Origin of the sequence: Pseudomonas maioricensis, from assembly GCF_022790535.1 — a bacterium.
Taxonomy (GTDB): Bacteria; Pseudomonadota; Gammaproteobacteria; order Pseudomonadales; family Pseudomonadaceae; genus Aquipseudomonas; species Aquipseudomonas maioricensis.
In genome coordinates this window covers 406,604-428,926 of the sequence record NZ_LOHG01000001.1, presented here as the reverse complement: position 1 = coordinate 428,926, position 22,323 = coordinate 406,604, and the positions used below count along the sequence as shown (strand labels likewise).

At 58.1% G+C, this 22,323-nt stretch carries 18 protein-coding genes; 8 read left to right on the top strand and 10 right to left on the bottom strand.

The genetic code is table 11. The features are described from left to right. Positions 1-126: 126 nt before the first annotated feature. Positions 127-1,182 (bottom strand): biotin synthase BioB, encoded by a 1,056-nt coding sequence (gene bioB / locus AUC61_RS01995; RefSeq protein WP_027901924.1) that lies wholly within the window; start codon positions 1,180-1,182, stop codon positions 127-129. A gap of 123 nt (positions 1,183-1,305) precedes the next feature. On the opposite strand from bioB, the gene AUC61_RS01990 reads away from it, so the two are divergent. From AUC61_RS01990 to AUC61_RS01980, 3 genes are all read left to right on the top strand, one after another. Beyond that, a complete protein-coding gene (locus AUC61_RS01990) occupies positions 1,306-2,040 on the top strand; it encodes a ComF family protein (RefSeq protein ID WP_243244222.1) in 735 nt (244 codons plus the stop codon). Positions 2,041-2,227: 187 nt separating this feature from the next. Then, on the top strand, positions 2,228-2,992 hold the full coding sequence (locus tag AUC61_RS01985) for a TOBE domain-containing protein (protein WP_243244221.1): 765 nt from the start codon (positions 2,228-2,230) through the stop codon (positions 2,990-2,992). A gap of 82 nt (positions 2,993-3,074) precedes the next feature. Further along, positions 3,075-4,976, top strand: a complete 1,902-nt coding sequence (locus tag AUC61_RS01980; protein WP_243244220.1) for a PhoX family protein — start codon at positions 3,075-3,077, stop codon at positions 4,974-4,976. A 181-nt stretch (positions 4,977-5,157) separates the two neighbouring features. On the opposite strand, the gene AUC61_RS01975 is transcribed toward AUC61_RS01980, so the two are convergent. From AUC61_RS01975 to AUC61_RS01950, 6 genes are all read right to left on the bottom strand, one after another. Further along, the gene (locus AUC61_RS01975; RefSeq protein WP_243244219.1) at positions 5,158-5,991 is read right to left on the bottom strand and encodes a phosphodiesterase; all 834 of its coding nucleotides are present in this window, start codon (positions 5,989-5,991) and stop codon (positions 5,158-5,160) included. Between the two features lie 166 nt (positions 5,992-6,157). Then, positions 6,158-7,189: an ABC transporter ATP-binding protein gene (locus AUC61_RS01970; protein WP_243244218.1), complete on the bottom strand. Its 1,032-nt coding sequence runs from the start codon at positions 7,187-7,189 to the stop codon at positions 6,158-6,160. Beyond that, positions 7,186-7,980: an ABC transporter permease gene (locus AUC61_RS01965; protein ID WP_243244217.1), complete on the bottom strand. Its 795-nt coding sequence runs from the start codon at positions 7,978-7,980 to the stop codon at positions 7,186-7,188. Before AUC61_RS01965 ends, AUC61_RS01970 begins: the two co-directional genes overlap by 4 nt. After that, entirely contained in the window at positions 7,977-8,741 is a 765-nt protein-coding gene (locus tag AUC61_RS01960; protein ID WP_264760713.1) for an ABC transporter permease, read from the bottom strand. The genes AUC61_RS01965 and AUC61_RS01960 overlap by 4 nt, the downstream gene beginning before the upstream one ends. Before the next feature lie 102 nt (positions 8,742-8,843). After that, positions 8,844-9,848: an ABC transporter substrate-binding protein gene (locus AUC61_RS01955; protein WP_243244215.1), complete on the bottom strand. Its 1,005-nt coding sequence runs from the start codon at positions 9,846-9,848 to the stop codon at positions 8,844-8,846. Beyond that, on the bottom strand, positions 9,832-10,851 hold the full coding sequence (locus AUC61_RS01950; RefSeq protein WP_243244214.1) for a LacI family DNA-binding transcriptional regulator: 1,020 nt from the start codon (positions 10,849-10,851) through the stop codon (positions 9,832-9,834). Before AUC61_RS01950 ends, AUC61_RS01955 begins: the two co-directional genes overlap by 17 nt. 186 nt (positions 10,852-11,037) lie before the next feature. Between AUC61_RS01950 and AUC61_RS01945 the strand changes: the two genes are divergently transcribed. Both AUC61_RS01945 and rarD read left to right on the top strand, forming a co-directional pair. Further along, positions 11,038-12,012, top strand: a complete 975-nt coding sequence (locus tag AUC61_RS01945) for a serine/threonine protein kinase (RefSeq protein WP_027901914.1) — start codon at positions 11,038-11,040, stop codon at positions 12,010-12,012. A gap of 219 nt (positions 12,013-12,231) precedes the next feature. Next, complete coding sequence (gene rarD / locus AUC61_RS01940) at positions 12,232-13,119, top strand: EamA family transporter RarD (protein WP_243244213.1); 888 nt, start codon at positions 12,232-12,234, stop codon at positions 13,117-13,119. Between the two features lie 191 nt (positions 13,120-13,310). Here rarD and AUC61_RS01935 read toward each other — a convergent pair whose 3' ends face one another. Beyond that, entirely contained in the window at positions 13,311-13,829 is a 519-nt protein-coding gene (locus AUC61_RS01935) for a glycine cleavage system transcriptional repressor (RefSeq protein WP_243244212.1), read from the bottom strand. A gap of 337 nt (positions 13,830-14,166) precedes the next feature. Here AUC61_RS01935 and AUC61_RS01930 point away from each other — a divergent pair, with 337 nt between their 5' ends. Next, positions 14,167-16,344, top strand: coding sequence for a malate synthase G (locus AUC61_RS01930; RefSeq protein ID WP_243244211.1), 2,178 nt, complete (start codon positions 14,167-14,169; stop codon positions 16,342-16,344). 175 nt (positions 16,345-16,519) lie between these two features. On the opposite strand, the gene AUC61_RS01925 is transcribed toward AUC61_RS01930, so the two are convergent. Continuing rightward, positions 16,520-16,966, bottom strand: a complete 447-nt coding sequence (locus AUC61_RS01925) for a response regulator (RefSeq protein ID WP_162874639.1) — start codon at positions 16,964-16,966, stop codon at positions 16,520-16,522. 250 nt (positions 16,967-17,216) lie between these two features. Between AUC61_RS01925 and AUC61_RS01920 the strand changes: the two genes are divergently transcribed. Both AUC61_RS01920 and AUC61_RS01915 read left to right on the top strand, forming a co-directional pair. Continuing rightward, positions 17,217-19,151 carry a DUF294 nucleotidyltransferase-like domain-containing protein gene (locus AUC61_RS01920; protein WP_243244210.1) on the top strand — a complete coding sequence of 645 codons (1,935 nt, stop codon included), beginning with the start codon at positions 17,217-17,219 and terminating at the stop codon, positions 19,149-19,151. Positions 19,152-19,165: 14 nt separating this feature from the next. Then, on the top strand, positions 19,166-19,879 hold the full coding sequence (locus AUC61_RS01915) for a 3'-5' exonuclease (RefSeq protein ID WP_243244344.1): 714 nt from the start codon (positions 19,166-19,168) through the stop codon (positions 19,877-19,879). A 1,052-nt stretch (positions 19,880-20,931) separates the two neighbouring features. On the opposite strand, the gene gbcA is transcribed toward AUC61_RS01915, so the two are convergent. Further along, positions 20,932-22,230 (bottom strand): glycine-betaine demethylase subunit GbcA, encoded by a 1,299-nt coding sequence (gene gbcA / locus AUC61_RS01910; protein WP_243244209.1) that lies wholly within the window; start codon positions 22,228-22,230, stop codon positions 20,932-20,934. Between the last annotated feature and the right edge of the window lie 93 nt (positions 22,231-22,323).

Below are 22,323 nucleotides of genomic sequence, written 5' to 3'. Positions count from 1 at the left end.
GGGGGCCTCAAGGAGGGAAGCTGTCTGGAGATCCATGTGGGAGCGAGGCTTGCCCGCGATAGGGTCAACCAAAATCGCGGGCAAGCCTCGCTCCCACAGGACCTCGCTCCAACAGAAATCTGCGCGCTAAACCACTGCGTTATAAAACTGCTCGCTGCTTTTCTGCTCGACCAGCGCCTGCTCGATTGCGGCTTGATGCACTTCGTCAGCGTGCTCTTCGCGAGCTTCCGGCTTGATGCCCAACCTCGAGAACAACAGCATGTCCTTGTCGGCTTGCGGGTTGGCGGTGGTCAGTAGCTTGTCGCCATAGAAAATCGAGTTGGCACCGGCGAAGAACGCCAGCGCCTGCATTTGCTCGTTCATGGCTTCACGCCCTGCCGACAGACGCACGTGAGACTGCGGCATCAGAATGCGCGCCACGGCGAGCATGCGGATGAAATCAAACGGATCAATGTCCTCGGCATTTTCCAGAGGCGTACCGGCGACCTTGACCAGCATGTTGATTGGCACCGACTCGGGATGCTCCGGCAGATTGGCCAGCTGGATCAGCAAATTCGCGCGGTCATCCAGTGACTCACCCATGCCCAGGATGCCGCCGGAACAGATCTTCATCCCCGAGTCACGCACGTAAGCCAGGGTCTGCAAACGCTCGCTGTAAGTACGAGTGGTGATGATGCTGGTGTAGAAGTCCGGCGAGGTATCCAGGTTGTGGTTGTAGTAATCCAGACCGGCTGAAGCCAGCGCTTCAGTTTGCTCCTGATCCAGGCGCCCCAGTGTCATGCAGGTTTCCAGGCCCATGGCTTTCACGCCTTTGACCATTTCCAGCACGTAAGGCATGTCTTTGGCCGATGGGTGCTTCCAGGCGGCGCCCATGCAGAACCGGGTCGAACCGATGGCCTTGGCGCGAGCGGCTTCTTCGAGAACCTTCTGTACTTCCAGCAGCTTTTCTTTTTCCAGACCGGTGTTGTAGTGACCCGATTGCGGGCAGTACTTGCAGTCCTCCGGGCAGGCGCCCGTCTTGATCGACAGCAGCGTCGAAACCTGAACGCGATTGGCGTCGAAATGAGCGCGGTGCACCGTCTGCGCCTGAAACAGCAGGTCATTGAAAGGCTGTACGAACAGCGCTCTGACCTCAGCTAAAGTCCAGTCATGACGCAAAGTGGCGGTAGTACTGGCGCTCATCGGGTGGTCCTCGGTTTTTCTGGCCTGGTTCTTTTGGTGAACGACCTGCGACACAGCTCTGCTTGCACAGGCTGAAAGTCCACAGGCGTGACACGGATATGTCGGCATGTTTAAGGAAGAGCCATGCGCTGTCAACCACATCCTACGCATCAGGTTTACATCTGGTTAAAAAACAACCAAGCGTGTTTATTGTGCGATGAATCAACGGACACGCTTTATCCCATTTGCACAGCCTGTGAAACCGAACTGCCCTGGCTCGGCGACCAATGCCAGCAATGCGCACTCCCGCTGGCGATGTCAGGTCTGAGTTGCGCGCAATGCGACCGGCACTCCCCCGCCTTCGATGAAGTCGCAGCGCCCTGGCTGTATCAGTTCCCCATCGACAGCCTGATCACGCGCTTCAAGCATCAGGGCAACTGGCCCATGGGACGCTTGATGGCGCAATTGCTTGGCCAGTTTCTGCAACACCGTTTCGAGGAAAACCTGCCCCGCCCGGACTTCCTGTTACCCGTGCCAATGGCCGTAAAACGGCTGCGCCAACGCGGTTACAACCAGGCTGCAATGCTCGCTGGCTGGCTGGGCGAACAACTGCAACTGCCTGTGGAAGACCGGCTGATACTGCGCACTCAGGAAACCCCGCCCCAACAAGGCCTCGATGCCAAAGCCCGCAAGCGAAATCTGCGCGATGCGTTTGTCGTGGCTGATGAAGAAAAGATCAAAGGCAAGCATGTGGCGCTGGTGGACGACGTTCTGACTACAGGCTCTACAGCGGACGTGATTGCGAAGCTGCTGATCAAGGCCGGGGCGTGTCGGGTGGATGTTTATTGTCTGGCGCGCACGCCTAAGCCGGGGGATTGATAACCATCAATAGAGAACGACATTTTGTAGGAGCTGCCGAAGGCTGCGAAGCATTCGCCCTGACACACCGCCATCGCAGCCTTCGGCAGCTCCTACAGGTGACATGCGAACAGTGGCCATCCGGCAGCTCCTACAAAACACCAATGCCTTACACTGCCCACCATCATCACGACCCAAAAGCAGCCCCATGCCCTTACCCACTCTGCTCACTCAACACATGGTCCGTCGCCCGCAACGCATTGCGCTGCTGCAGCACATTGCCGAGCAGGGCTCGATCACCCGTGCAGCCAAAAGTGCGGGGTTGAGCTACAAGGCTGCGTGGGATGCCATTGATGAGCTGAACAATCTGGCGCAAAAACCGCTGGTGGAACGTAGCGTGGGTGGTCGGGGCGGTGGGGGCGCGAAGCTTTCGGTGGAAGGTGAGCGCGTGTTGCGGCTGTACCAACGCTTGCAGACACTTCAGGCCCAGGTACTGGAAGCCACCGAGGAAAGTGGCGACCTGGATTTACTCAGTCGCCTCACCTTGCGCACCAGCGCTCGCAACCAGCTATTGGGGCGCATCGAGAGCATTACCGGTCACGGTCACAACGATCTGGTCCGCCTGCGTCTGGCGGGAGATGTATTCATTGATGCGCAGATTACCCACGACAGCACGCTACGGCTGGATTTGGGGATTGGCACAGATGTCGTCGCGCTGATCAAGGCCGGCTGGCTGGAGCTTATGGCCGAAGGCAGCCTCGTAACAAATGGACACAATTGCCTGAACGGCACGTTAGAAGACATTGCCGACGCAACTAATGGCCCAAGCGAGGTGCGCATTACCCTGTCCAGTGGGCAGATTCTGTGTGCACTCGCAGAGCCTGCGCAGCTTGCGGCCCTCAAGCTAAAACGCGGCAGCCCGGTGCAGGTCCAATTCGCGCCATCCCTTGTGCTACTGGGCACGCCGCTTTAAGCGCTGATGCGTCATCGAGGCGACACAATTTCGTCATATGCGCTCACTAAGGTGTCTGCCACACCTGCTGGGAGCCGTGTTGATGAAACTACTAGAAGAAAACCAATCTACAGACCTTGAACAAATGGTCGGCCTCACCCGCCGTGGCTTCATCACCGCAGGCGCCTTGTGCGGCGCAGCGATGTTTCTGGGCGGTGGAATGTTGAGCCGCACTGCTCTGGCCAAGAGTGTCAGTGCAGCATCAGGCAAGCTGCTCGGTTTCGACAGCATCCCTGCCGCCACCGCCGACAGCATCAGCTTGCCGCCGGGCTACACCTCTTCAGTGCTGATCAGTTGGGGGCAGCCGCTACAGGTTGGCGGCCCCGCGTTCGATCCAAGCGGCAAAGGCACAGCAGAAGCACAGGAAGTGCAGTTCGGCGACAACAATGACGGCATGAGCCTGTTCCCGATGCCCGGGCGCAAAGATCGCGCGCTGATGGCCATCAACAACGAATACACCAACTACCGCTACCTGTTCGATCACGGCAAAGAACCGCAATCTGCTGAAGAAGTGCGCAAAGCACTGGCCAGTGAAGGCGTGTCGGTGATTGAGATACAGCAAAAGAACGGCAAGTGGGAGTTCGTACAGAACTCCAAATACAACCGTCGCATCCACGGCAATACCCCGATCACCCTGAGCGGCCCGGCCGCCGGGCACGACTGGCTCAAGACCGCCGCGGATAAAACCGGCACGAAAGCCTTGGGTACCTTCCAGAATTGTGCAAACGGCAAGACACCGTGGGGCACTTACCTGACCTGCGAAGAAAACTTCACGGACTGCTTCGGCAGCACCGATCCCGAGCAGAAGTTTGATGCCGGGATCAAACGTTACGGGGCAATCGCCGCCAGTAAAGAGATCAACTGGCACCAGCATGATTCGCGCTTCGACCTGGCTAAAAACCCCAACGAGATCAACCGTCACGGCTGGGTAGTGGAAATCGATCCGTTCGATCCAAAATCCACGCCGGTCAAACGCACTGCGCTGGGCCGCTTCAAGCATGAAAACGCAGCGTTGGCCGAAACCAAAGGCGGTCGCGCTGTGGTGTACATGGGCGACGACGAGCGTGGCGAGTTCATCTACAAATTCATCAGCCGCGACAAGATCAATCACAAGGACCCGAAAGCCAACCGCAACCTGCTGGACCACGGCACGCTGTACGTCGCGCGTTTCGACAATGGTGACGGCAACCCGGATCGCCCGAAAGGTACCGGCGAATGGATCGAACTGACCCACGGCAAAAACGGCCTGGACGCAGCTGCCGGGTTTAATAACCAGGCTGAAGTGCTGATCCACGCACGTCTTGCAGCAAGCGTTGTGAAAGCCACGCGCATGGACCGTCCGGAATGGATCGTCGTCAGCCCTAAAGACGGTCAGGTTTATTGCACGCTGACCAACAACGTCAAACGCGGCGATGACGGGCAACCGGTCGGTGGCCCTAACCCTCGGGCGAAGAACCAGTACGGGCAGATTCTGCGCTGGCGCGAAAATGACGATAACGCTTCGGCGATGGCCTTCGACTGGGACCTGTTTGTGGTGGCGGGCAACCCGACCGTTCACAGCGGCAAGCCACAAGGTGGGTCGAGCAACATCAACCCGCAGAACATGTTCAACAGCCCGGACGGCCTGAGTTTTGATAGCGCCGGTCGTCTGTGGATCCAGACTGACGGGGACTCCAGCAACGCGGGAGACTTCGCCGGGATGGGCAACAACCAGATGCTCTGCGCAGACCCGCAAAGCGGCGAGATCCGTCGCTTCATGGTCGGCCCGATTGGTTGCGAAGTCACCGGCATCAGCTTCGCGCCGGACTACAAAACCATGTTCATCGGCATTCAGCACCCTGGTGAGTTCGGCGGCTCAACCTTCCCCGAGCATCTGCCAAACGGCAAACCGCGCTCATCGGTGATGGTGATCACGCGGGATGATGGTGGAGTGATCGGCGCTTGATGTTGTTCTGGATTCTGCGGTGTCACGAACACCGCAGAATCCAGAAACGAATACAGGACCTGTGGGAGCTGGGCTTGCCCGCGATAAGGTCAACTCGATTCTGCAGGTAAATCACCTAAACCTTATCGCGGGCAAGCCCAGCTCCCACAGGTGGTATTCCAAGTCGTTAACTTGTTGCCGACTAATCAATCAACCCATTCACGTCATAAAACGGATGCGGCCCCGGGTATTCGCCGAACACGGCATTGTGAGTCACTAGCCCCTCTAGTGGATGCCAGCGATGCAGCAGATAACCCGCCGGTTCCAGATTGAAATGTGCCGGTGCGTCTTCCTGCAGATCAAGCACGATCTGGTGTGAAGTGCCTGGACAGATGCAACTCAGACTGCCACCAAAACGACGCTGCATGGGGCGATGCAAATGCCCGCACAGCAAGCGCTCGACCTGCGGGTGGCGCGCAATCACTGTTTCAAACTGCACAATGTTTCTGAATGGCTCGCGGTCCATATGGCCGATACCGGTGATGAACGGCGGGTGATGCAGGACCAATACGGTCGGCACATCCGGACGGCGCCCCAACAACTCATCGAGCCAGAGCAACTGGCACTCCGTCAGCTGTCCGCCATGGGAGCCGGGAATACTGGTATCCAGGCCAATCAACCGCACGGGATGCTCTTCCACGACCCAGTCCAGTGGCGCATCGGATGAAAGGGGCAGGTAGGTCTGATTGGCAAACTCAGTCAACAAGTGCTGGCGATGGTCATGATTCCCCGGCACCAGATAAAACGGCATGTGCAAGCGCTTGAGCTCCGGATGCAGCACGGCGTATTCCTCCGGCTGCCCGAAGTCCACCAGGTCGCCACTGATCACAACGACGTCGGGACGTGGAACGCTGGCGTTCAGGTGATCCACGGCACGGCGCAATGCACCCAGGGTATCGACGACGCCATAGGTCAATTTTTGACCAGCTTTAAGGTGCAGATCGCTGATCTGCGCAATGAGGAATGGGTGGTTCAAAATGGACTCTCATCAAAAACATAAAGGTTTGAACTGACACACTGTTTTTGTAGGAGCCGGGCTTGCCCGCGATGAAGTTGGACGCAACTCCTGATAAATCGCGGTGCCTTCATCGCGGGCAAGCCCGGCTCCTACAGGTCCCGTACAGGTTTAAATTCGCGCAGTGTCAGGCACCCAGGGTAAACAACACCTGCGGCGCAACGGCTAGGCCGATCAATGCGCCAGGGCTGTGGATAACGTTGTCAGCGCTATCAACCAACAAAGGCTGAGCCGCGCCGACGTCCACCAGAAGGCGACTCTGCGCGCCCTGGAAAAACTGCCCCACTAATCGGCCACGCAGATGAGTCTCACCGTCCATCACACGCAAATGCTCAGGGCGGCAGTACACCGTCGAAGGAAGATTTGAAGCCGTCCACGGCAACTCACCGCCACTGACTTTCAGACCCTGCGCCGTGCGCTCGACCACAGGGAACGCATTGAGGTTGCCGACAAAACTGGCGACGAAGGCATTGGCAGGTTGTTGATAAATCTCACGAGGCGTCGCCAGTTGCGCAACACGCCCCTTCTCCATCACCAGAATCCGGTCGCCCAGCGCCATGGCCTCGCCCTGATCATGGGTCACAAACACCGAAGTTATCCCCAACCCGCGCAGCAGGTCATTCAGCTCGCTGCGCAAGCGCTCACGCAATTGCGCATCCAGTGCCGCCAATGGCTCATCAAGCAACAACACTCGGGGACGCGGGGCAAGCGCACGAGCCAAGGCGACCCGCTGACGCTGCCCACCGGACAATTCATGAATGCTGCGCTTGCCATGCTCCTGCAAGCCAACCAACTCCAGCAATTCGGCGCAGCGCTTATTTCGCTCGGCGGGCGACATACCGCGGATCTTCAGGCCATAAACGATATTCCCCGCCACATCCAGATTGGGAAACAACGCGTAGTTCTGGAACACCATGCCCACGTCACGCTTCTCGATAGGCAAACGGGTGACGTCGTTATCGTCGAAGAAAATCTGCCCGACATCAGTGCTTTCCAGTCCGGCGATCAGGCGCAACGTGGTGGTCTTACCGCACCCCGAAGGGCCGAGAATCGCGAGGGTTTCGCCGGGCTCAATAGTCAGGTTCAAATCATGCACAGCGACGGTGCCGTCAGCGAACGCCTTGCGGCAGCCCTGCAAACGAATAGTGGTTCCGGTCATCGACTCTCTCCACGGGAAAGACGGGCGCTGATGGCCTGCAACGCAATCAACAGCGGCACGATCATCAACAGAAAAATAAGGGTGTAGGCACTGGCAACTTCCAGCCGCGCAGACGCGTAGCTGTCGGCGAGACCTACCGGCAGGGTTTTGGTCATCGGCGTGTGCAGCATCCAGGTCAGGTTGAACTCACCCAACGACAAGGTGACGACCATCAACACCCCGGCCAGAATCCCGGCCCGACAGTTGGGCACGACGACGCTGAAGAATCGCTTGAACGGTCCGGCCCCCAGACTGGCCGCCGCCTCTTCCAGTACCGGCAGTTGCTGACGCTGCATCACGGCCATGACCGGGCGCACCAGAAACGGCAAAGTGAACAACACATGCCCCACCAGAATGAACAACCAGCTGCTGCGGAAACCGCCGAACTGGCCGTAGGTCAGCAGCAACGCCAGCGCGCTGGCCAGACCGGGCATAGCCACCGGCAATACCATCAACTCTTCAAAGGCGCGGCTAAAGCGATTGTTCATCCGCACCAAGGCATACGCGGCCGGTACGCCAATCACGCAGACGCACACGGCACAGGCAACCGCCAATTGAATCGACAGCCAAACGGTGGGTGAATAGGCCTGCCAGACCTGAATCAGCCAGTCGAAGGTCAATCCACTCGACACGCCCTGGAAATAATTGCGCGTCAGGCCGGCCAGCAATGACAACAGCACCGGCACCAACATGAATGCGCAGACCAACAACGTGAACAGCAACTGCATGACAAACAGCGTTGAGCGCTTCACAGAACAGTCCCCGAGTTTTTCACCAGGCGCCGAGCCAGCAGCAACACGGCCCAGGTCAACGCGCCCAGCACGACTGACAAAGCAGCAGCGACGGCGAAATTGGCGTAGTTGGTGAACACGTTGTAGATCGCGACGGGCGTTACATTCAGGCGCGTGCCAAGGGTAAATGCGGTGCCGAATGCGCCCATGGACGTCGCAAAGCAAATCGCTCCGCAGGACACCAACGCTGGCGCGAGGCCCGGCACGATCACGTCGCAGACCACTCGCCAATGACCCGCGCCGAGAGAATGCGCAGCTTCTTCAAGGCTGCGATCCAGACTTTCACAGGCCGCCATCACCGTAAGAATCACGCGCGGAATCGAGAAGTACAGGTAGCCCAGAAACAGCCCGGTAAGCGAATAAGCAAAGATCCAGCGCTCACCGGCCAGTTCCATGCCGAGCATCGCAAACAAGCCTTGGCGACCGGCCAGCAGAATCACCAGAAAGCCCACCACGACGCCTGGAAATGCCAACGGAAAAGTCAGCAAAGCCACCAGCGCCGAACGACCGAAAAACCGTTGCCGGGCGAGGAACACGCCGCTGATACCGCCAACCAGCAAAGCCGCCAGCGTGACCACGATGGCCAACACGCAGGTCTGGGCAAGACTGCCCAGATACTGCGCACTGCTCAGCACCTGCCAGTAACCGGCGCTGCCATCGCGGCTTTCGCCGCCCAGCAAAATCAGATGCGCCAAGGGCAGCAACCAGAAGGCAAACAGCATGGTTGCCGCCGGAGCCAGCGCCCAGGCCGCCGTCGGACGCAGGCGCAAGATTGCGCGCCTGCCCGGCTTCACGCCCTGAGCTTTCAGAACCGAAGCGGTCACTTACTTGACCTCACTCAGATAGCGCGCTGCGAATGCTTCCTGCACGGCGGCCATGTGCTCGTAATCGACAACGCCAGCCCGGGCGTAATCGCTGTCCGGCAGGAATTGCGCGGCAACATCGGCAGGCATTTTCACGTCACGCACCGGACGCAGATAAGCCTTGGCCCACAGCGACTGACCTTGATCGGACAGGGTGAAATCCAGCACCTTCTCAGCGTTGGCACGATGCGGTGCGTTATCCACAATGCTCATCACGTACGGCACGCTGATGCTGCCTTCTTTCGGGATCACGAAGGCAACGTTGGCTTTGTCTTTGTAGCGAGCGCGATAGGCGTTGAAGTCGTAATCGACAAGGATCGGCAACTCACCCGACAGTACCCGCGCATACGCGGTTTGCTTCGGCACGATCGGCGAGTTTTTCGCCAGCTTCTGGAAGTAGTCGATGGCTGGTTTGAAATCATCCAGGGTGCCGCCCATGGCCTGATTGATCGCCACCGCAGACACATAACCGACAAAGGCGCTGGACGGATCCAGGTAACCGACCATGCCTTTGTATTCAGGCTTGAGCAGATCAGCCCAGCTTTGCGGCACCGGCAAACCGCCCAGCGCATCGACGTTGACCATGATGCCCAAAGTGCCTGAGTGGATTGCGAACCAGTGACCTTCAGGGTCTTTCAGGCCCGCTGGAATCTGCTCCCAGCCTTTTGGTTTGTAGCTGCCCACAACGCCAGCTTTCTGCGCCTGCAGGCCGAAAGTGACGCCGTAATACACCACGTCAGCAACCGGTGCGGCCTTCTCGGCAACCAGTTGCGCCAGCGACTGACCAGAGTTCTTGTTGTCCAGCGGCACTTGCACGCCGGTGGTCTCGGCAATCGCCTTGAGCTGCGTGCCCCAGTCCGCCCATTCCGGCGGGCAGTTGTAGCAGATGGCAGTTTCAGCGGCCTGAGCCAGGCTGGCCGCACCGCACAGCAGCAGGGCTGCCAAGGTTTTACTGAAGCGGATCATGAAGCATCTCCTCGTAGGGCTGAGTACTTTCACCCGGCCGGATATGGCAAGGCAGGCAATGGGAAGTCGGAGCGGCACCGGTGATTTGCGCCAGCAGTTGATCGATCACGGTGCTGGCAAGCGCCGCGATGGGTTGCACGACACTGCACAGCGTCGGGTGCATCTGGGCGCCGAGGGCGATGCCATCGAAGCCGATAACGGAAAGCTGGCCGGGCACGCTCCAGCCGTTACGACGCAGCTCGGCGATCAGGCTGATAGCCAGCAAATCGTTGGAGCAGACCAGCGCGCTGGGCCGATTGGGGCCGCGCAGCAAAGGCTCGATAGCAGCGAAATCGGCCTGGGTATGCGCAGGCATTTCAATCACCGGCAGGCTGTCCAGACCTTGCTCTGCCATGGCGTCGCAATAACCGGCGTAACGCAGACGGGCACGGTCCGATTGCAACGCAGGACCGGCCACCATGCCAATCCTGCGATGCCCGGAATCGAGCAAGTAACGGGTCGCCAGGGCCATGCCCGCGCGGTTATCCACAGACACGGCGCTGTAATCAGGATTGCCCGGTTGGTGATAGGCCAGCACGAACGGCGTGTCTTCGCTGACCAGGCTTTGCAGGACGCGATTGCTTTCAGCATCGGTCACGGTCAGCACCAGCCCGTCGACGCGCTGACGCAGCAACTCTTCAACCACAGCGCTTTCCCGCTCACTGCTGTAATCGGTGGTCGCCAACAGCAGGTTGTAACCCTTCAAACGCGCAGCACGTTCCATAGCCTGGAACTGCTCGGCGAAGACCGGGTTAAGCAGGTTGGGCACGATCACGCCAATCAGATTGGTGGTTTGCAGACGCAACTGACGCCCCAAGCGGTTTGGCCGAAAACCCAACTCCCGGGCTGCAGCGAACACCTGATCGCGAGTAGTCGGGCGCACGACATCGGGAGACGCAAAAGCCCGCGCGGCAGTTGCCCGCGAAACTCCTGCCAGTCGTGCCACTTCTTTCAAATCAGTCACGTTCGCTCGCCTTGAGATCGATCTCATTGGCGGCGACATTAACGATTCAATATTTCGTTACAGCTAACAGGTGATGACAGTTTGATTGCAACGCGCAACTTTGCGCTGAAGCTAAAGCCCCATGCCCTGCCCGTCTGCGCTACCATCACGGGCCGACGCGGCAGCCTGCTGCGCGCAGGAGTAAGCATGGCCCACCCGTTCGCAACACTTACGCCAGACCTGGTCCTCGATGCCGTTGAAAGCATCGGGTTTCTCAGTGACGCCCGCATCCTTGCGCTAAACAGCTACGAGAACCGCGTCTATCAGGTCGGCATCGAAGACGGCCAGCCATTGATCGCCAAGTTCTACCGGCCGCAGCGCTGGACCAACGAAGCCATCCTTGAAGAACACAGCTTCACCTTCGAGCTGGCCAACGTCGATATCCCGGTCGTCGCACCGATGGTGCACAACGGGCAGACGTTGTTCGAGCACGCGGGATTTCGCTTCACCCTGTTCCCTCGTCGCGGCGGTCGTGCGCCAGAGCCGGGCAACCTGGATCAGCTGTATCGTCTGGGCCAGTTGCTCGGGCGAATCCACGCTGTAGGGGCAACCAAACCTTTCGAACATCGTGAAGCGCTGGCGGTGCAGAACTTCGGTCAGGCCTCACTGGATTTTCTGCTGCAGAACGACTGCATCCCGCGCAGCCTGCTGCCTGCTTACGAGTCCGTGGCGAAAGACCTGCTCAAGCGTGTTGAAGACGCCTACGCCGCGACGCCACATCAGAACATCCGCATGCATGGCGACTGCCACCCCGGCAACATGATGGCGCGCGACGAGATGTTCCACATTGTCGACCTGGACGACTGCCGCATGGGCCCCGCCGTTCAGGACATCTGGATGATGCTGGCCGGCGACCGCCAGGAATGCCTGGGGCAATTGTCGGAGCTGATGGACGGCTACAACGAATTCCATGATTTCAACCCGCGTGAATTGGCGTTGATCGAACCGCTGCGCGCGTTGCGCCTGATGCATTACAGCGCTTGGCTCGCCCGTCGCTGGGACGACCCGGCATTCCCGCACAGCTTCCCGTGGTTCGGCACCGAACGTTACTGGGGTGACCAGATCCTGGCTTTGCGCGAGCAGCTATCGGCGTTGAATGAAGAGCCGCTGAAGTTGTTTTGAATGAATGTTCACTCTGCGCTGTCTCGCTGCAAACAACGGGCCTGTAGGAGCGAGCTTGCTCGCGATTGCGGCAGCACAGGCGATATCTTCATCGATTGACAGACCGAATCGCGAGCAAGCTCGCTCCTACAGGTCCCGTGTTTTCTGCGCGACAGCGCGGCGTCGAAGCTCCTACAAATGAAAGAAAACAAGAATCCACAACCTGCCACAGGACCCACCATGCCAGCCGTCAACCCGCAACGCGGGTACATTCTCGGGCTCAGTGCCTACACCATCTGGGGTTTGTTTCCGCTTTACTTCAAAGCCATCGCCGACGTTCCATCGGTAGAAATCATCGTCCATCGTGTGCTGTGGTCGGCGTTGTTCGGCTCACTGTTATTGATGTTCTGGAAACACCCCGGCTGGTGGCGTGAACTGCGCGACAACCCCCAGCGCCTGGCGGTACTGGCTTTTAGCGGCTCGATGATCGCCATCAACTGGCTGGTGTATGTATGGGCGGTGAATAACGAGCGCATGGTTGAAGCCAGTCTGGGTTACTACATCAACCCGCTGGTCAACGTACTGCTGGGGATGCTGGTACTGGGCGAACGGCTGCGACGTTTGCAATGGATCGCCGTCGGTCTGGCGGCCACAGGTGTGGCGCAGCAACTCTGGCAAGTCGGCAGCCTGCCGTGGGTGTCGCTAGTGATTGCCGGAACGTTCGCGGTATACGGGATTGTCCGCAAGAAAGCCCCGGTTGCCGCCCTGCCCGGCCTTGTCGTGGAAACCTGGATACTGGTGCCTATCGCCGTGGGCTGGCTGCTACTCAATCCAGCCGCCTACACGTCACAAGCGCAATTCTGGACCACCAGCGAGGCACTCTGGCTCGCCGCCGCAGGCCCGGTAACAATCCTGCCACTGGTTGCTTTCAATGCCGCAGCGCGCCATCTGCCCTACACCACCCTTGGCTTCCTGCAATACATCGCACCGACCCTCGTGTTGGCGCTGGCAGTGCTGGTCTTCAAAGAACACCTCGCGCCAAGCACCTTCGTGACCTTCGCGTTCATCTGGGCGGGGCTTGCGATTTACAGCATGGACGCGTGGATAACTTCACGGCGCAGGGCTTGATCATTTATTGATCAATAGCTTGCAGGCCTTGAGCCATATGGCCTGCAAACGGTTCTCCAAGGGTTATCCACAGGCAGGCTTATGGATAAAGTGGATAACCTTTCCCTGTAGGAGCTGCCGAAGGCTGCGATGCGGTTTCCATGACACACCGCGATCGCAGCCTTCGGCAGCTCCTACAAAAACGGTAGCTTCTAGAGATCCGTACGCAATACCAGGTCCACCATCAGGTCATCCGCAAGGGTTTCCAATGCCCGTTGCAGGTCATCCAGTGCCAGCAACTCAGGTACACCCAGCACCGCTTCGGCTTGAAACAACAGCTCGCTGCTCATCGGGGCAGGTTTGACTTCAGTGACCAGCCTTTCAACGTTGACGCCCTGTTCTGAAAGCAATCGAGTGATGTCGCGCACGATGCCAGGCCGGTCGTTGCCTACCAGCTCCATACCAATGTGTTTCCACGCGCCAGGAACTTCGATCGCGGTTTCGGCGAACAGCACGCGTATGCCTCGACTGGATAACTCAACCAACGCGCCTTTCAATTCTTCGTGAGAGTCCGCAGGCACGCTGAGCCGCAGGATACCGGCGAACTGACCTGCCAGATGGGACATGCGACTTTCCAGCCAGTTACCGCCGTGATCAGCGATGCATTTGGCGATAGCTTCAACCTGGCCCGGCTTGTCGGGGGCAAATACCGTGATAACGAGATGATCCACTGCTGACTCCTTATGGTCTTGAATCCGCGCCAGCCCGATGGGCCGCGACAACGAAACCAGTATAGGCAAGGCTGCCTGTCACGCACCGGCATGGTACTGCTGCCATTTTGTGTACGATTTCCATTTTTATCTGGAACAATCGGCAATATCCTTGAGAACATCTTGATCCTGATGATGACTGGCCATGAAACTTCAGTCGCGAAGTGACATATTCAGTCTCGTTTCCACCCGGCGATACCATCATGTAGTATCCCGCCTCGCGCACTACATGATGTTGACCCTAACAACAGAGCGCCCCCTCCGGGCGTAAAAAGCTGAGCAGAGTGAGGCAAGTGCAATGACTGAACACGTTCAAGTCGGTGGCCTGCAGGTCGCCAAAGTCCTGTATGACTTCGTGAATAACGAAGCGCTTCCCGGGACCGGTCTTGATGCTGCTGGCTTCTGGATCGGTGCAGACCAGTTGATCAATGAGCTGGCCCCTAAAAACAAGGCACTGCTCGCTAAACGTGATGACTTGCAGGCGCAGATCGACGCCTGGCACCGGTCCCATGCCGGACAGGCCCACGACGCCTCGGCCTACAAGGCTTTCCTTGAGCAGATCGGTTATCTGCTGCCAGAAGTGGCGGATTTCCAGATCACGACGCAAAACGTCGATGAAGAAATCGCTCGCATGGCTGGCCCACAGTTGGTGGTGCCGGTGATGAATGCCCGCTTTGCCCTCAACGCCTCGAACGCCCGCTGGGTCTCGCTGTATGACGCCCTGTATGGCACCGACGCGATCAGCGAAGCCGATGGCGCTGAGAAAGGCAAAGGCTACAACAAGGTTCGCGGTGACAAGGTCATCGCGTTCGCCCGCGCCTTTCTGGACGAAGCCGCGCCACTGGCCGCTGGCTCCCACGTTGATTCCACCGGTTACAAACTGATCGACGGCAAACTGGTGATCAGTCTCAAGGGCGGTAGCAATACCGGCCTGCAGGACGACGCGCAGTTGATCGGTTATCAAGGTGACGCGTCTGCTCCGACTGCCGTGTTGCTCAAGCACAACGGCCTGCATTTCGAGATTCAGATCGACGCCTCCAGCCCGATTGGCCAGACCGATCAGGCCGGAGTCAAAGACGTGCTTATGGAAGCTGCACTGACCACCATCATGGACTGCGAAGACTCTATCGCCGCCGTGGACGCCGACGACAAGGTCGTGGTGTACCGCAACTGGCTGGGCCTGATGAAAGGCGATCTCGCCGAACAGGTCTCCAAAGGCGGTGAAACCTTCACCCGCACCATGAACGGTGATCGTCACTACACCGCACCCAATGGCGGCGATGTGAAGCTGCACGGTCGTTCGCTGCTGTTCATCCGCAACGTCGGTCACTTGATGACCATTGACGCGATCCTCGACAAGAACGGCCAGGAAGTCCCGGAAGGTATCCTGGACGGTCTGCTGACCAGTCTCGCAGCGATCCACAGCCTCAATGGCAATACCACGCGCAGCAACAGCCGCACGCGCTCGGTGTACATCGTCAAACCTAAGATGCATGGCCCGGAAGAAGCGGCGTTCACCAACGAACTGTTTGGTCGCGTCGAAGACGTTCTGCGTCTGCCACGCAACACGCTCAAAGTCGGGATCATGGACGAGGAACGCCGGACCACGGTCAACCTCAAGGCGTGCATCAAAGCCGCCAGCGAGCGCGTGGTGTTCATCAACACGGGCTTCCTGGATCGCACTGGCGATGAAATCCACACCTCCATGGAAGCCGGCCCGGTCGTGCGCAAAGCGCAGATGAAAGCCGAGAAGTGGATCAGTGCCTACGAGAACTGGAACGTCGATATCGGCCTGAGCTGCGGCCTGCAAGGTCGTGCGCAAATCGGTAAGGGCATGTGGGCCATGCCGGATCTGATGGCGGCGATGCTCGAACAGAAAATCGCTCACCCGCTGGCGGGCGCGAACACCGCCTGGGTGCCGTCGCCGACGGCAGCTGCGTTGCACGCACTGCACTATCACAAGGTTGACGTGTTCGCCCGACAGGCTGAGTTGGCCCAGCGCACTCGCGCTTCGGTGGATGACATTCTGACCATCCCGCTGGCGCCCAACACCGACTGGACTGCAGAAGAAATCCAGAACGAACTGGACAATAATTCTCAGGGCATCCTCGGCTACGTGGTGCGCTGGATTGATCAGGGTGTTGGCTGCTCGAAAGTGCCGGACATCAACGATATTGGCCTGATGGAAGACCGCGCCACGCTGCGTATCTCCAGCCAGCACATCGCCAACTGGCTGCGCCACGGCGTGGTCAACGAGACGCAGGTAATGGACAGTCTCAAGCGCATGGCACCAGTCGTTGACCGGCAGAATGCAGGGGATTCGGTGTACCGTCCGCTGACGCCGGATTTCGACAGCAACATCGCGTTCCAGGCGGCGGTTGAACTGGTAATCGAAGGGACTAAACAACCTAACGGTTATACCGAGCCGGTCTTGCACCGTCGGCGTCGTGAGTTCAAGGCGAAGAACGGGTTGTAGATAACAGATTGGCCGCGGGATTTTTTTCGCGGCCAGATTGATTCGGTATTCCTGACACTGCGCTGTCGCCTGGCAAACAAGTGACTTGTAGGAGCTGCCGAAGGCTGCGATGGCGGTGCGTCAGGATAAACGCATCGCAGCCTTCGGCAGCTCCTACAGAGAGGCTTGGCACCCCTCACTCCACCCCCAACTCCTTCTTGACCAGTTTCACCAGATGCTTGGTGTTAATGGGCTTGAGCAGGAAGTCGAGCACGCTCAGGTGCATGGCGTCGATGGCGTCGCGCACATTGGCGTCACCCGAAACAATGATGATCGGCAGCGAAGCACGCTCGGAATCGCGGACCTGACGAATCAGATCCAGACCGTTGCAGGGCGCCATGCGCAAGTCGGTTATCAACAGGGCGATACTGTCCCGGGTGCGTATCAATTCCATGGCGCTGTTACCGCCAGCGGCCGTCAGGCAACTGATGTCATTGAGGCTGAGAATCTCGGCCAGCAACTCGCGTGCATCCCGATCGTCGTCCACGATCAGCACCCGTTGCTCCGAACTGGACGGCGGCGCGAGCATCACTTCATTCAGAGCCTCGCGCTCTTCATCGCTCAAAATATCGTAATCCAGCATAACCGCCCCATTCCCTTGCACTGACTGACAAAAACACCGGGCTTTACCCGGAGATATCTCTGTGCTTTTGCAGGCGTCCTTGCATTGACCCAGACGCCATCCAAGGCATCGTACAACTATGTACAGGTGCTTTTTACACCATGACGGGAATAGTCAGAAATCTTTTTATTGCCGTAAGACTTACGTCCAATGGGCACTACCCCTCAAGCGGTCGACCATAGCTGTCAATAAAAACAAAGCGGTGCAGGTCATGAGTAGAGCCGATGCATTCACCCAGGCCGGGAAAACAGCGGTGTTGCAGAACATTCACGGCACCATGCAGTTCCTGCAGAAATTCCCGCCATTCGACCACATGGAAAACGCACATCTCGCGTATCTGGTCGAACAATGCCAACTGCGTTTTTACGCCGCCGATGACAGCATCATCAAGCCTGGCGATGGGCCAGTAGAGCATTTCTACATCGTCAAACAAGGACGAGTGGTCGGCGAACGCCCGCACACAGCAAAAGGCGGAACGGAAACCACCTTTGAAATCACCACCGGCGAATGCTTCCCGCTGGCCGCTCTACTGGGTGAACGGGCGACGCGCACCGAGCATCTGGCGGCCGAAGATACGTTCTGCCTGCAACTGAACAAGCAGGCGTTCATCAAGCTGTTTGCCTTGTCCACAACCTTCCGTGACTTTGCCCTGCGGGGTGTCAGCAGCCTGCTTGATCAGGTCAATCAGCAAGTCCAGCAACGCGCGGTAGAGACTCTTGGCACTCAATACTCACTGAACACCCGGCTTGGCGAATTGGCCATGCGCCATCCGGTGATGTGCACGCCGGATACGCCGATGCGCGAGGCGGTGAAGATGATGCACGAGCAGCAAGTCGGCAGCATCGTGATCATCGATCAGAATCAGGCACCACTGGGCATCTTCACCTTGCGTGACCTACGCGAGGCCGTCGCCGATATCAGCGTGGATTTCAGCCAGCCGATCCAGAGCCGCATGATCCAGGCGCCCTTCCATCTCAGCCCTGACGCCAGCGCTTTTGATGCAGCCATCGCCATGACCGGTCGGCACATTGCGCATGTCTGCCTGGTCCGGGACGGACGCTTGTGCGGCGTGGTCTCCGAACGCGATCTGTTCTCTCTGCAACGGGTCGACCTGGTTCATCTGGCGCGCACCATTCGCACAGCGCCACGCATCGACAGCCTGTGCAATTTGCGCGGCGATATCGTGCAACTGGTCGACCGCATGCTGGCCCATGGCGCTTCGTCGACCCAGATCACTCAGATCATCACCCTGCTCAACGACCACACCGTATGCCGTGTGATCGAGCTGACGCTGCAAGAGCGTGGCGACCCTGGCATACCCTTCAGTTGGCTGTGTTTCGGCAGCGAGGGCCGTCGCGAGCAGACGTTGCATACCGATCAGGACAACGGCATCCTGTTCGATGCCAAAGACGCCGCTGAAGCGGAGCATATTCGCAGTGTGTTGCTGCCGATTGCCGAGCGCATCAACCAGAACCTGGCGCAATGCGGCTTCACGTTGTGCAAAGGCAACATCATGGCCAGCAACCCGCAGCTGTGCCTGTCCAGAGCTGAATGGTCCCGGCGCTTTGCCGCGTTCATTCGCGACGCAACTCCCGAGAACCTGCTCAACTCCAGCATCTATTTTGACCTGCGCGTGGTGTGGGGCGAAGAAAGCGGCGGCGAGCAATTGCGCCAACAGATCCTCGACCAGGTCGCCGACAACCGTCTGTTCCAACGCATGCTGGCGGAGAATGCGTTAAGGCAGCGCCCGCCGGTGGGACGCTTCAAGGACTTCGTATTAGCCCGCAAAGGCAGCGACAAGGACACCCTGGACCTCAAGACTCAGGGCCTGACACCCTTCGTCGATGGTGCGCGCGTGCTGGCGCTGGCCAATGGCATTGGCGTGAACAACACGCTCGAACGGTTGCGCAAACTGGTCGAGAACGAAGTCATCGACCCGCAGGACGGTGCAGCCTATGAAGAGGCCTATCACTTCATTCAACAAACCCGCATGCAGCAGCATCAACTGCAAAGCAGACAAAACCTGCCTTGGTCCAACCGTATCGACCCAGACACCCTCAACCATCTGGATCGGCGGATTCTGCGTGAATCACTGCGCCAGGCACAACGCCTGCAAACCAGTCTGACGCTGCGTTACCAATTATGAGTCTGTTATCCGGCATGAACCTGTTTCAGTGGCTACGACCTCGTCCTCCCAGAGCAACACTGGAAAAACGCGATCAACAACGCCTGGCCAACCTCGCTTCGGCAGCGCCCCTTAGCGAACACCCGCTGCGGCAGCAACGCTGGGTCGTGGTCGATCTGGAAACCAGCGGCCTGAACCTGAACCGTGATCAGGTGCTATCCATTGGTGCCGTCGTCATCGAAGACGGCGCCATCGACCTGAGCCAGCAGTTCGAGCGAACGTTGCTGTGTCCCAACCATAAAGTCAGCCCCGCCGTATTGATTCACGGCCTGGCACCCAGCGCCATTGCGGCAGGTAGCGAGCCTGTACAGGCCCTGCTGGATTTCATGGAGTTCGTGGGTGAAAGCCCTCTACTGGCGTTTCATGCGCCTTTTGATCAGCACATGCTTAGCCGGGCCCTGAAAGAGAACCTGGACTACCGACTGGAACATCACTTCCTTGATGTGGCGGACATAGCACCGATGCTTTTTCCACAGGCTGGCTTCCGCAAGGCCGGGCTTGATGACTGGACGCAATTCTTCGGGCTGCATGCAGAAGAGCGCCACCACGCCAGCGCCGATGCATTGGTAACGGCAGAGCTGGCGCTCATCCTGTTCAGCCACGCCCGCCGCCAGCAGATCGACAGCCCCGCCCGCCTCGACCAGAGCCTGAGCCAATGGCGTCGGCGGCAGCAGAGTCATTCGTTTTAAAGGCACTGAGCAGAACGGTAGGAGCGAACTTGTTCGCGAGCATCTTTACAGACGATGAATATCTATAGCCTGCACCATCTCCTCGCGAACAAGTTCGCTCCTACCGGGGATATTCAAACCTGTGAGCGTCAAGCCCCGTCCGCCTTGATCAGAGCCGCCCGCGAATGCCGGCGCCCCGGTTTATCAGGTCTACCGTGTCATCGTTCTTTGGGGGCAAGCCTCGCTCCAACAGGGTGTCGCGTGGTGCCAACTATAAAACTTGTGCACATAGGCTGTTAGCGGCTCTGTGGATAACATGTTCGCTTAACCCTGAGCCCCATACAAACCGGGGCCTCCAACCAACCGATCAAAAAACATCCAGCATAACCCACGGTTTTTATTGGTTTTTCACTGTGGATAAAGCATCCACCGAGCAACTCGCTCATCCACAATTACCCACAAAGTCTGTTGGCGCTTCTGTGGACAAGTTGTTTGCTTACCTCTACAGGCCATGTATATAGAGGCCTTCAAGCAAACGATCAAAAAACGCTCAATTACTGCAAAAAAGCTGGAATCCCCTTCTGTCAACCTTGAAAGACGCGGCCTTCAGGAGTTTTCCACAGACCATAGGCAATATCTCCAGAGTTGCCCCCAAAGTCTGTTGGCGCATCTGTGGATAAGGTGTTTGTGTTCGGCTACAGGCCTTATATTACGTGGCCCACAATGAAGTGATCAATTATTGATCAATATCCACAACAAACTGCCATTCTGAATAAGTCACGGTTTTTATTGGTTTTTTACAGGGTGAGCAATCGACTTCCCCACAATTGCTGTGGGTGGCCTTGTGGATAAGATGTTTGCGGAAGCTGGGAATGCGCGGCCTGGTTAGGCTCGCCGGGATCTGATCAAATTTTGATCACTTACAACCCTGTAGGAGCGCGCTTGCCCGCGATTGCGTCAGCACAGGCGATATATTCATCGACCGGCAGACCAAATCGCGGGCAAGCGCGCTACTACAGATTCTCGTTTGCTTCGCAGAGACACCGGCGCCGCTACTACAGGGTTCTAATGGATCACTCGTGATTAACCGCCACGCCTTTCAAATATGGCGCAGGCTCGGCGCCCATGTTTTCCAGCATGCGGGCGCTGTACCAGTCGATGAAGTTGACCACACCGAACTCATAGGTCTTGGAGTAAGGACCTGGCTGGTAGGCGTCGGAGTTGATCCCGCGCTGGTTTTCTTCAGCCAGACGGCGGTCCTGATCGTTGGTCGCGTCCCAGACTTCGCGCAAGCGAGCCACGTCGTAGTCCACACCTTCAACGGCATCCTTGTGTACCAGCCATTTGGTGGTAACCATGGTTTCCTGAGCACTGATCGGCCACACCGTGAATACGATGATGTGATCGCCCATGCAGTGGTTCCAGGAGTGCGGCAAGTGCAGGATGCGCATTGAGCCCAGGTCCGGATTTGTGATCCGGCCCATGAGTTTCTTGCAGCCCTGTTTGCCGTCCATGGTCATGGATACGGTGCCTTTGAGCAGCGGCATGCGCACGATACGGTTGCGTAAGCCAAAAGCGGCGTGAGCGAACGGGATCTTTTCAGCCTCCCAAGCCGCAGCCGATTCGGCGACGTGATCCTTGAAAGACTGGGTGGCACGCGGGTCGGTGACGTCATCCCATTCCAGCAACGTATTGAGAAGTTCTGGATGTGAGCCGCTGCAGTGGTAGCACTCGCGGTTATTTTCCAGCACAAGTTTCCAGTTGGCCTTTTCCATCAAGGTGGTTTGCACCGCCACCTTGGTGTTCTCCATGTCGTACGGTTCCATGTAGTGCTTGAGGGTCTGCAGGAACTCGTCGATGGCCGGCGGATTTTCCGCGAGGCTGATGAAGATATAACCGCCCGCGGTTTTCACATTGATAGGCTTGAGGCTGAAGTTCTTCATGTCGAAGTCATCGCCCATTTCGCTGCCCGCATACAACAGACGACCATCAAGCTCGTAGGTCCACTGGTGGTAAGGGCACACCAGTTTGGCGACCTTGCCTTTTTCCTTGGTGCACAGACGCGATCCACGATGGCGGCAAACGTTGAAGAAGGCATTGATCGCGCCATCCGGACCGCGCACCACCACTACTGGGTTCTTGCCGATCTGCAGCGTCAGGTAATTACCCTTGGCCGGAATTTCGGCGGTCATGCCTGCGATCAACCACTCTTTGTGGAAGATCTCCTGCATGTCGATTTCAAACAACCGCTCATCACTGTAGAAAGGCTGCGGCAGCGAATAAGTGCGCTCGCGGTTCTGCAGCATTTCGGCAGTGGCCTTACGTGCCGGTTCCAGCGGATCGCCCAAGCTCAAGGTTGCGGTGACGTCCATCTTTTGAAGTCCTCATGACCATACGGTTTATGGTCGGCGAATGTGGCTAATACGGTTCTTTGTGGCGGTTGGCACGCAAGGCGACGGTTGTTT

Bases quoted from the DNA above. Each gene is read 5' to 3' on its own strand.
- AUC61_RS01960 (WP_264760713.1), bottom strand. From the start codon at position 8,741: ATGCTGTTTGCCTTCTGGTTGCTGCCCTTGGCGCATCTGATTTTGCTG.
- AUC61_RS01925 (WP_162874639.1), bottom strand. From the start codon at position 16,966: ATGCTGGATTACGATATTTTGAGCGATGAAGAGCGCGAGGCTCTGAAT.
- rarD (WP_243244213.1), top strand. From the start codon at position 12,232: ATGCCAGCCGTCAACCCGCAACGCGGGTACATTCTCGGGCTCAGTGCC.
- gbcA (WP_243244209.1), bottom strand. From the start codon at position 22,230: ATGGACGTCACCGCAACCTTGAGCTTGGGCGATCCGCTGGAACCGGCA.
- bioB (WP_027901924.1), bottom strand. From the start codon at position 1,182: ATGAGCGCCAGTACTACCGCCACTTTGCGTCATGACTGGACTTTAGCT.
- AUC61_RS01930 (WP_243244211.1), top strand. From the start codon at position 14,167: ATGACTGAACACGTTCAAGTCGGTGGCCTGCAGGTCGCCAAAGTCCTG.
- AUC61_RS01915 (WP_243244344.1), top strand. From the start codon at position 19,166: ATGAACCTGTTTCAGTGGCTACGACCTCGTCCTCCCAGAGCAACACTG.
- AUC61_RS01970 (WP_243244218.1), bottom strand. From the start codon at position 7,189: ATGACCGGAACCACTATTCGTTTGCAGGGCTGCCGCAAGGCGTTCGCT.
- AUC61_RS01945 (WP_027901914.1), top strand. From the start codon at position 11,038: ATGGCCCACCCGTTCGCAACACTTACGCCAGACCTGGTCCTCGATGCC.
- AUC61_RS01990 (WP_243244222.1), top strand. From the start codon at position 1,306: ATGCGCTGTCAACCACATCCTACGCATCAGGTTTACATCTGGTTAAAA.
- AUC61_RS01980 (WP_243244220.1), top strand. From the start codon at position 3,075: ATGAAACTACTAGAAGAAAACCAATCTACAGACCTTGAACAAATGGTC.
- AUC61_RS01955 (WP_243244215.1), bottom strand. From the start codon at position 9,848: ATGATCCGCTTCAGTAAAACCTTGGCAGCCCTGCTGCTGTGCGGTGCG.
- AUC61_RS01985 (WP_243244221.1), top strand. From the start codon at position 2,228: ATGCCCTTACCCACTCTGCTCACTCAACACATGGTCCGTCGCCCGCAA.
- AUC61_RS01920 (WP_243244210.1), top strand. From the start codon at position 17,217: ATGAGTAGAGCCGATGCATTCACCCAGGCCGGGAAAACAGCGGTGTTG.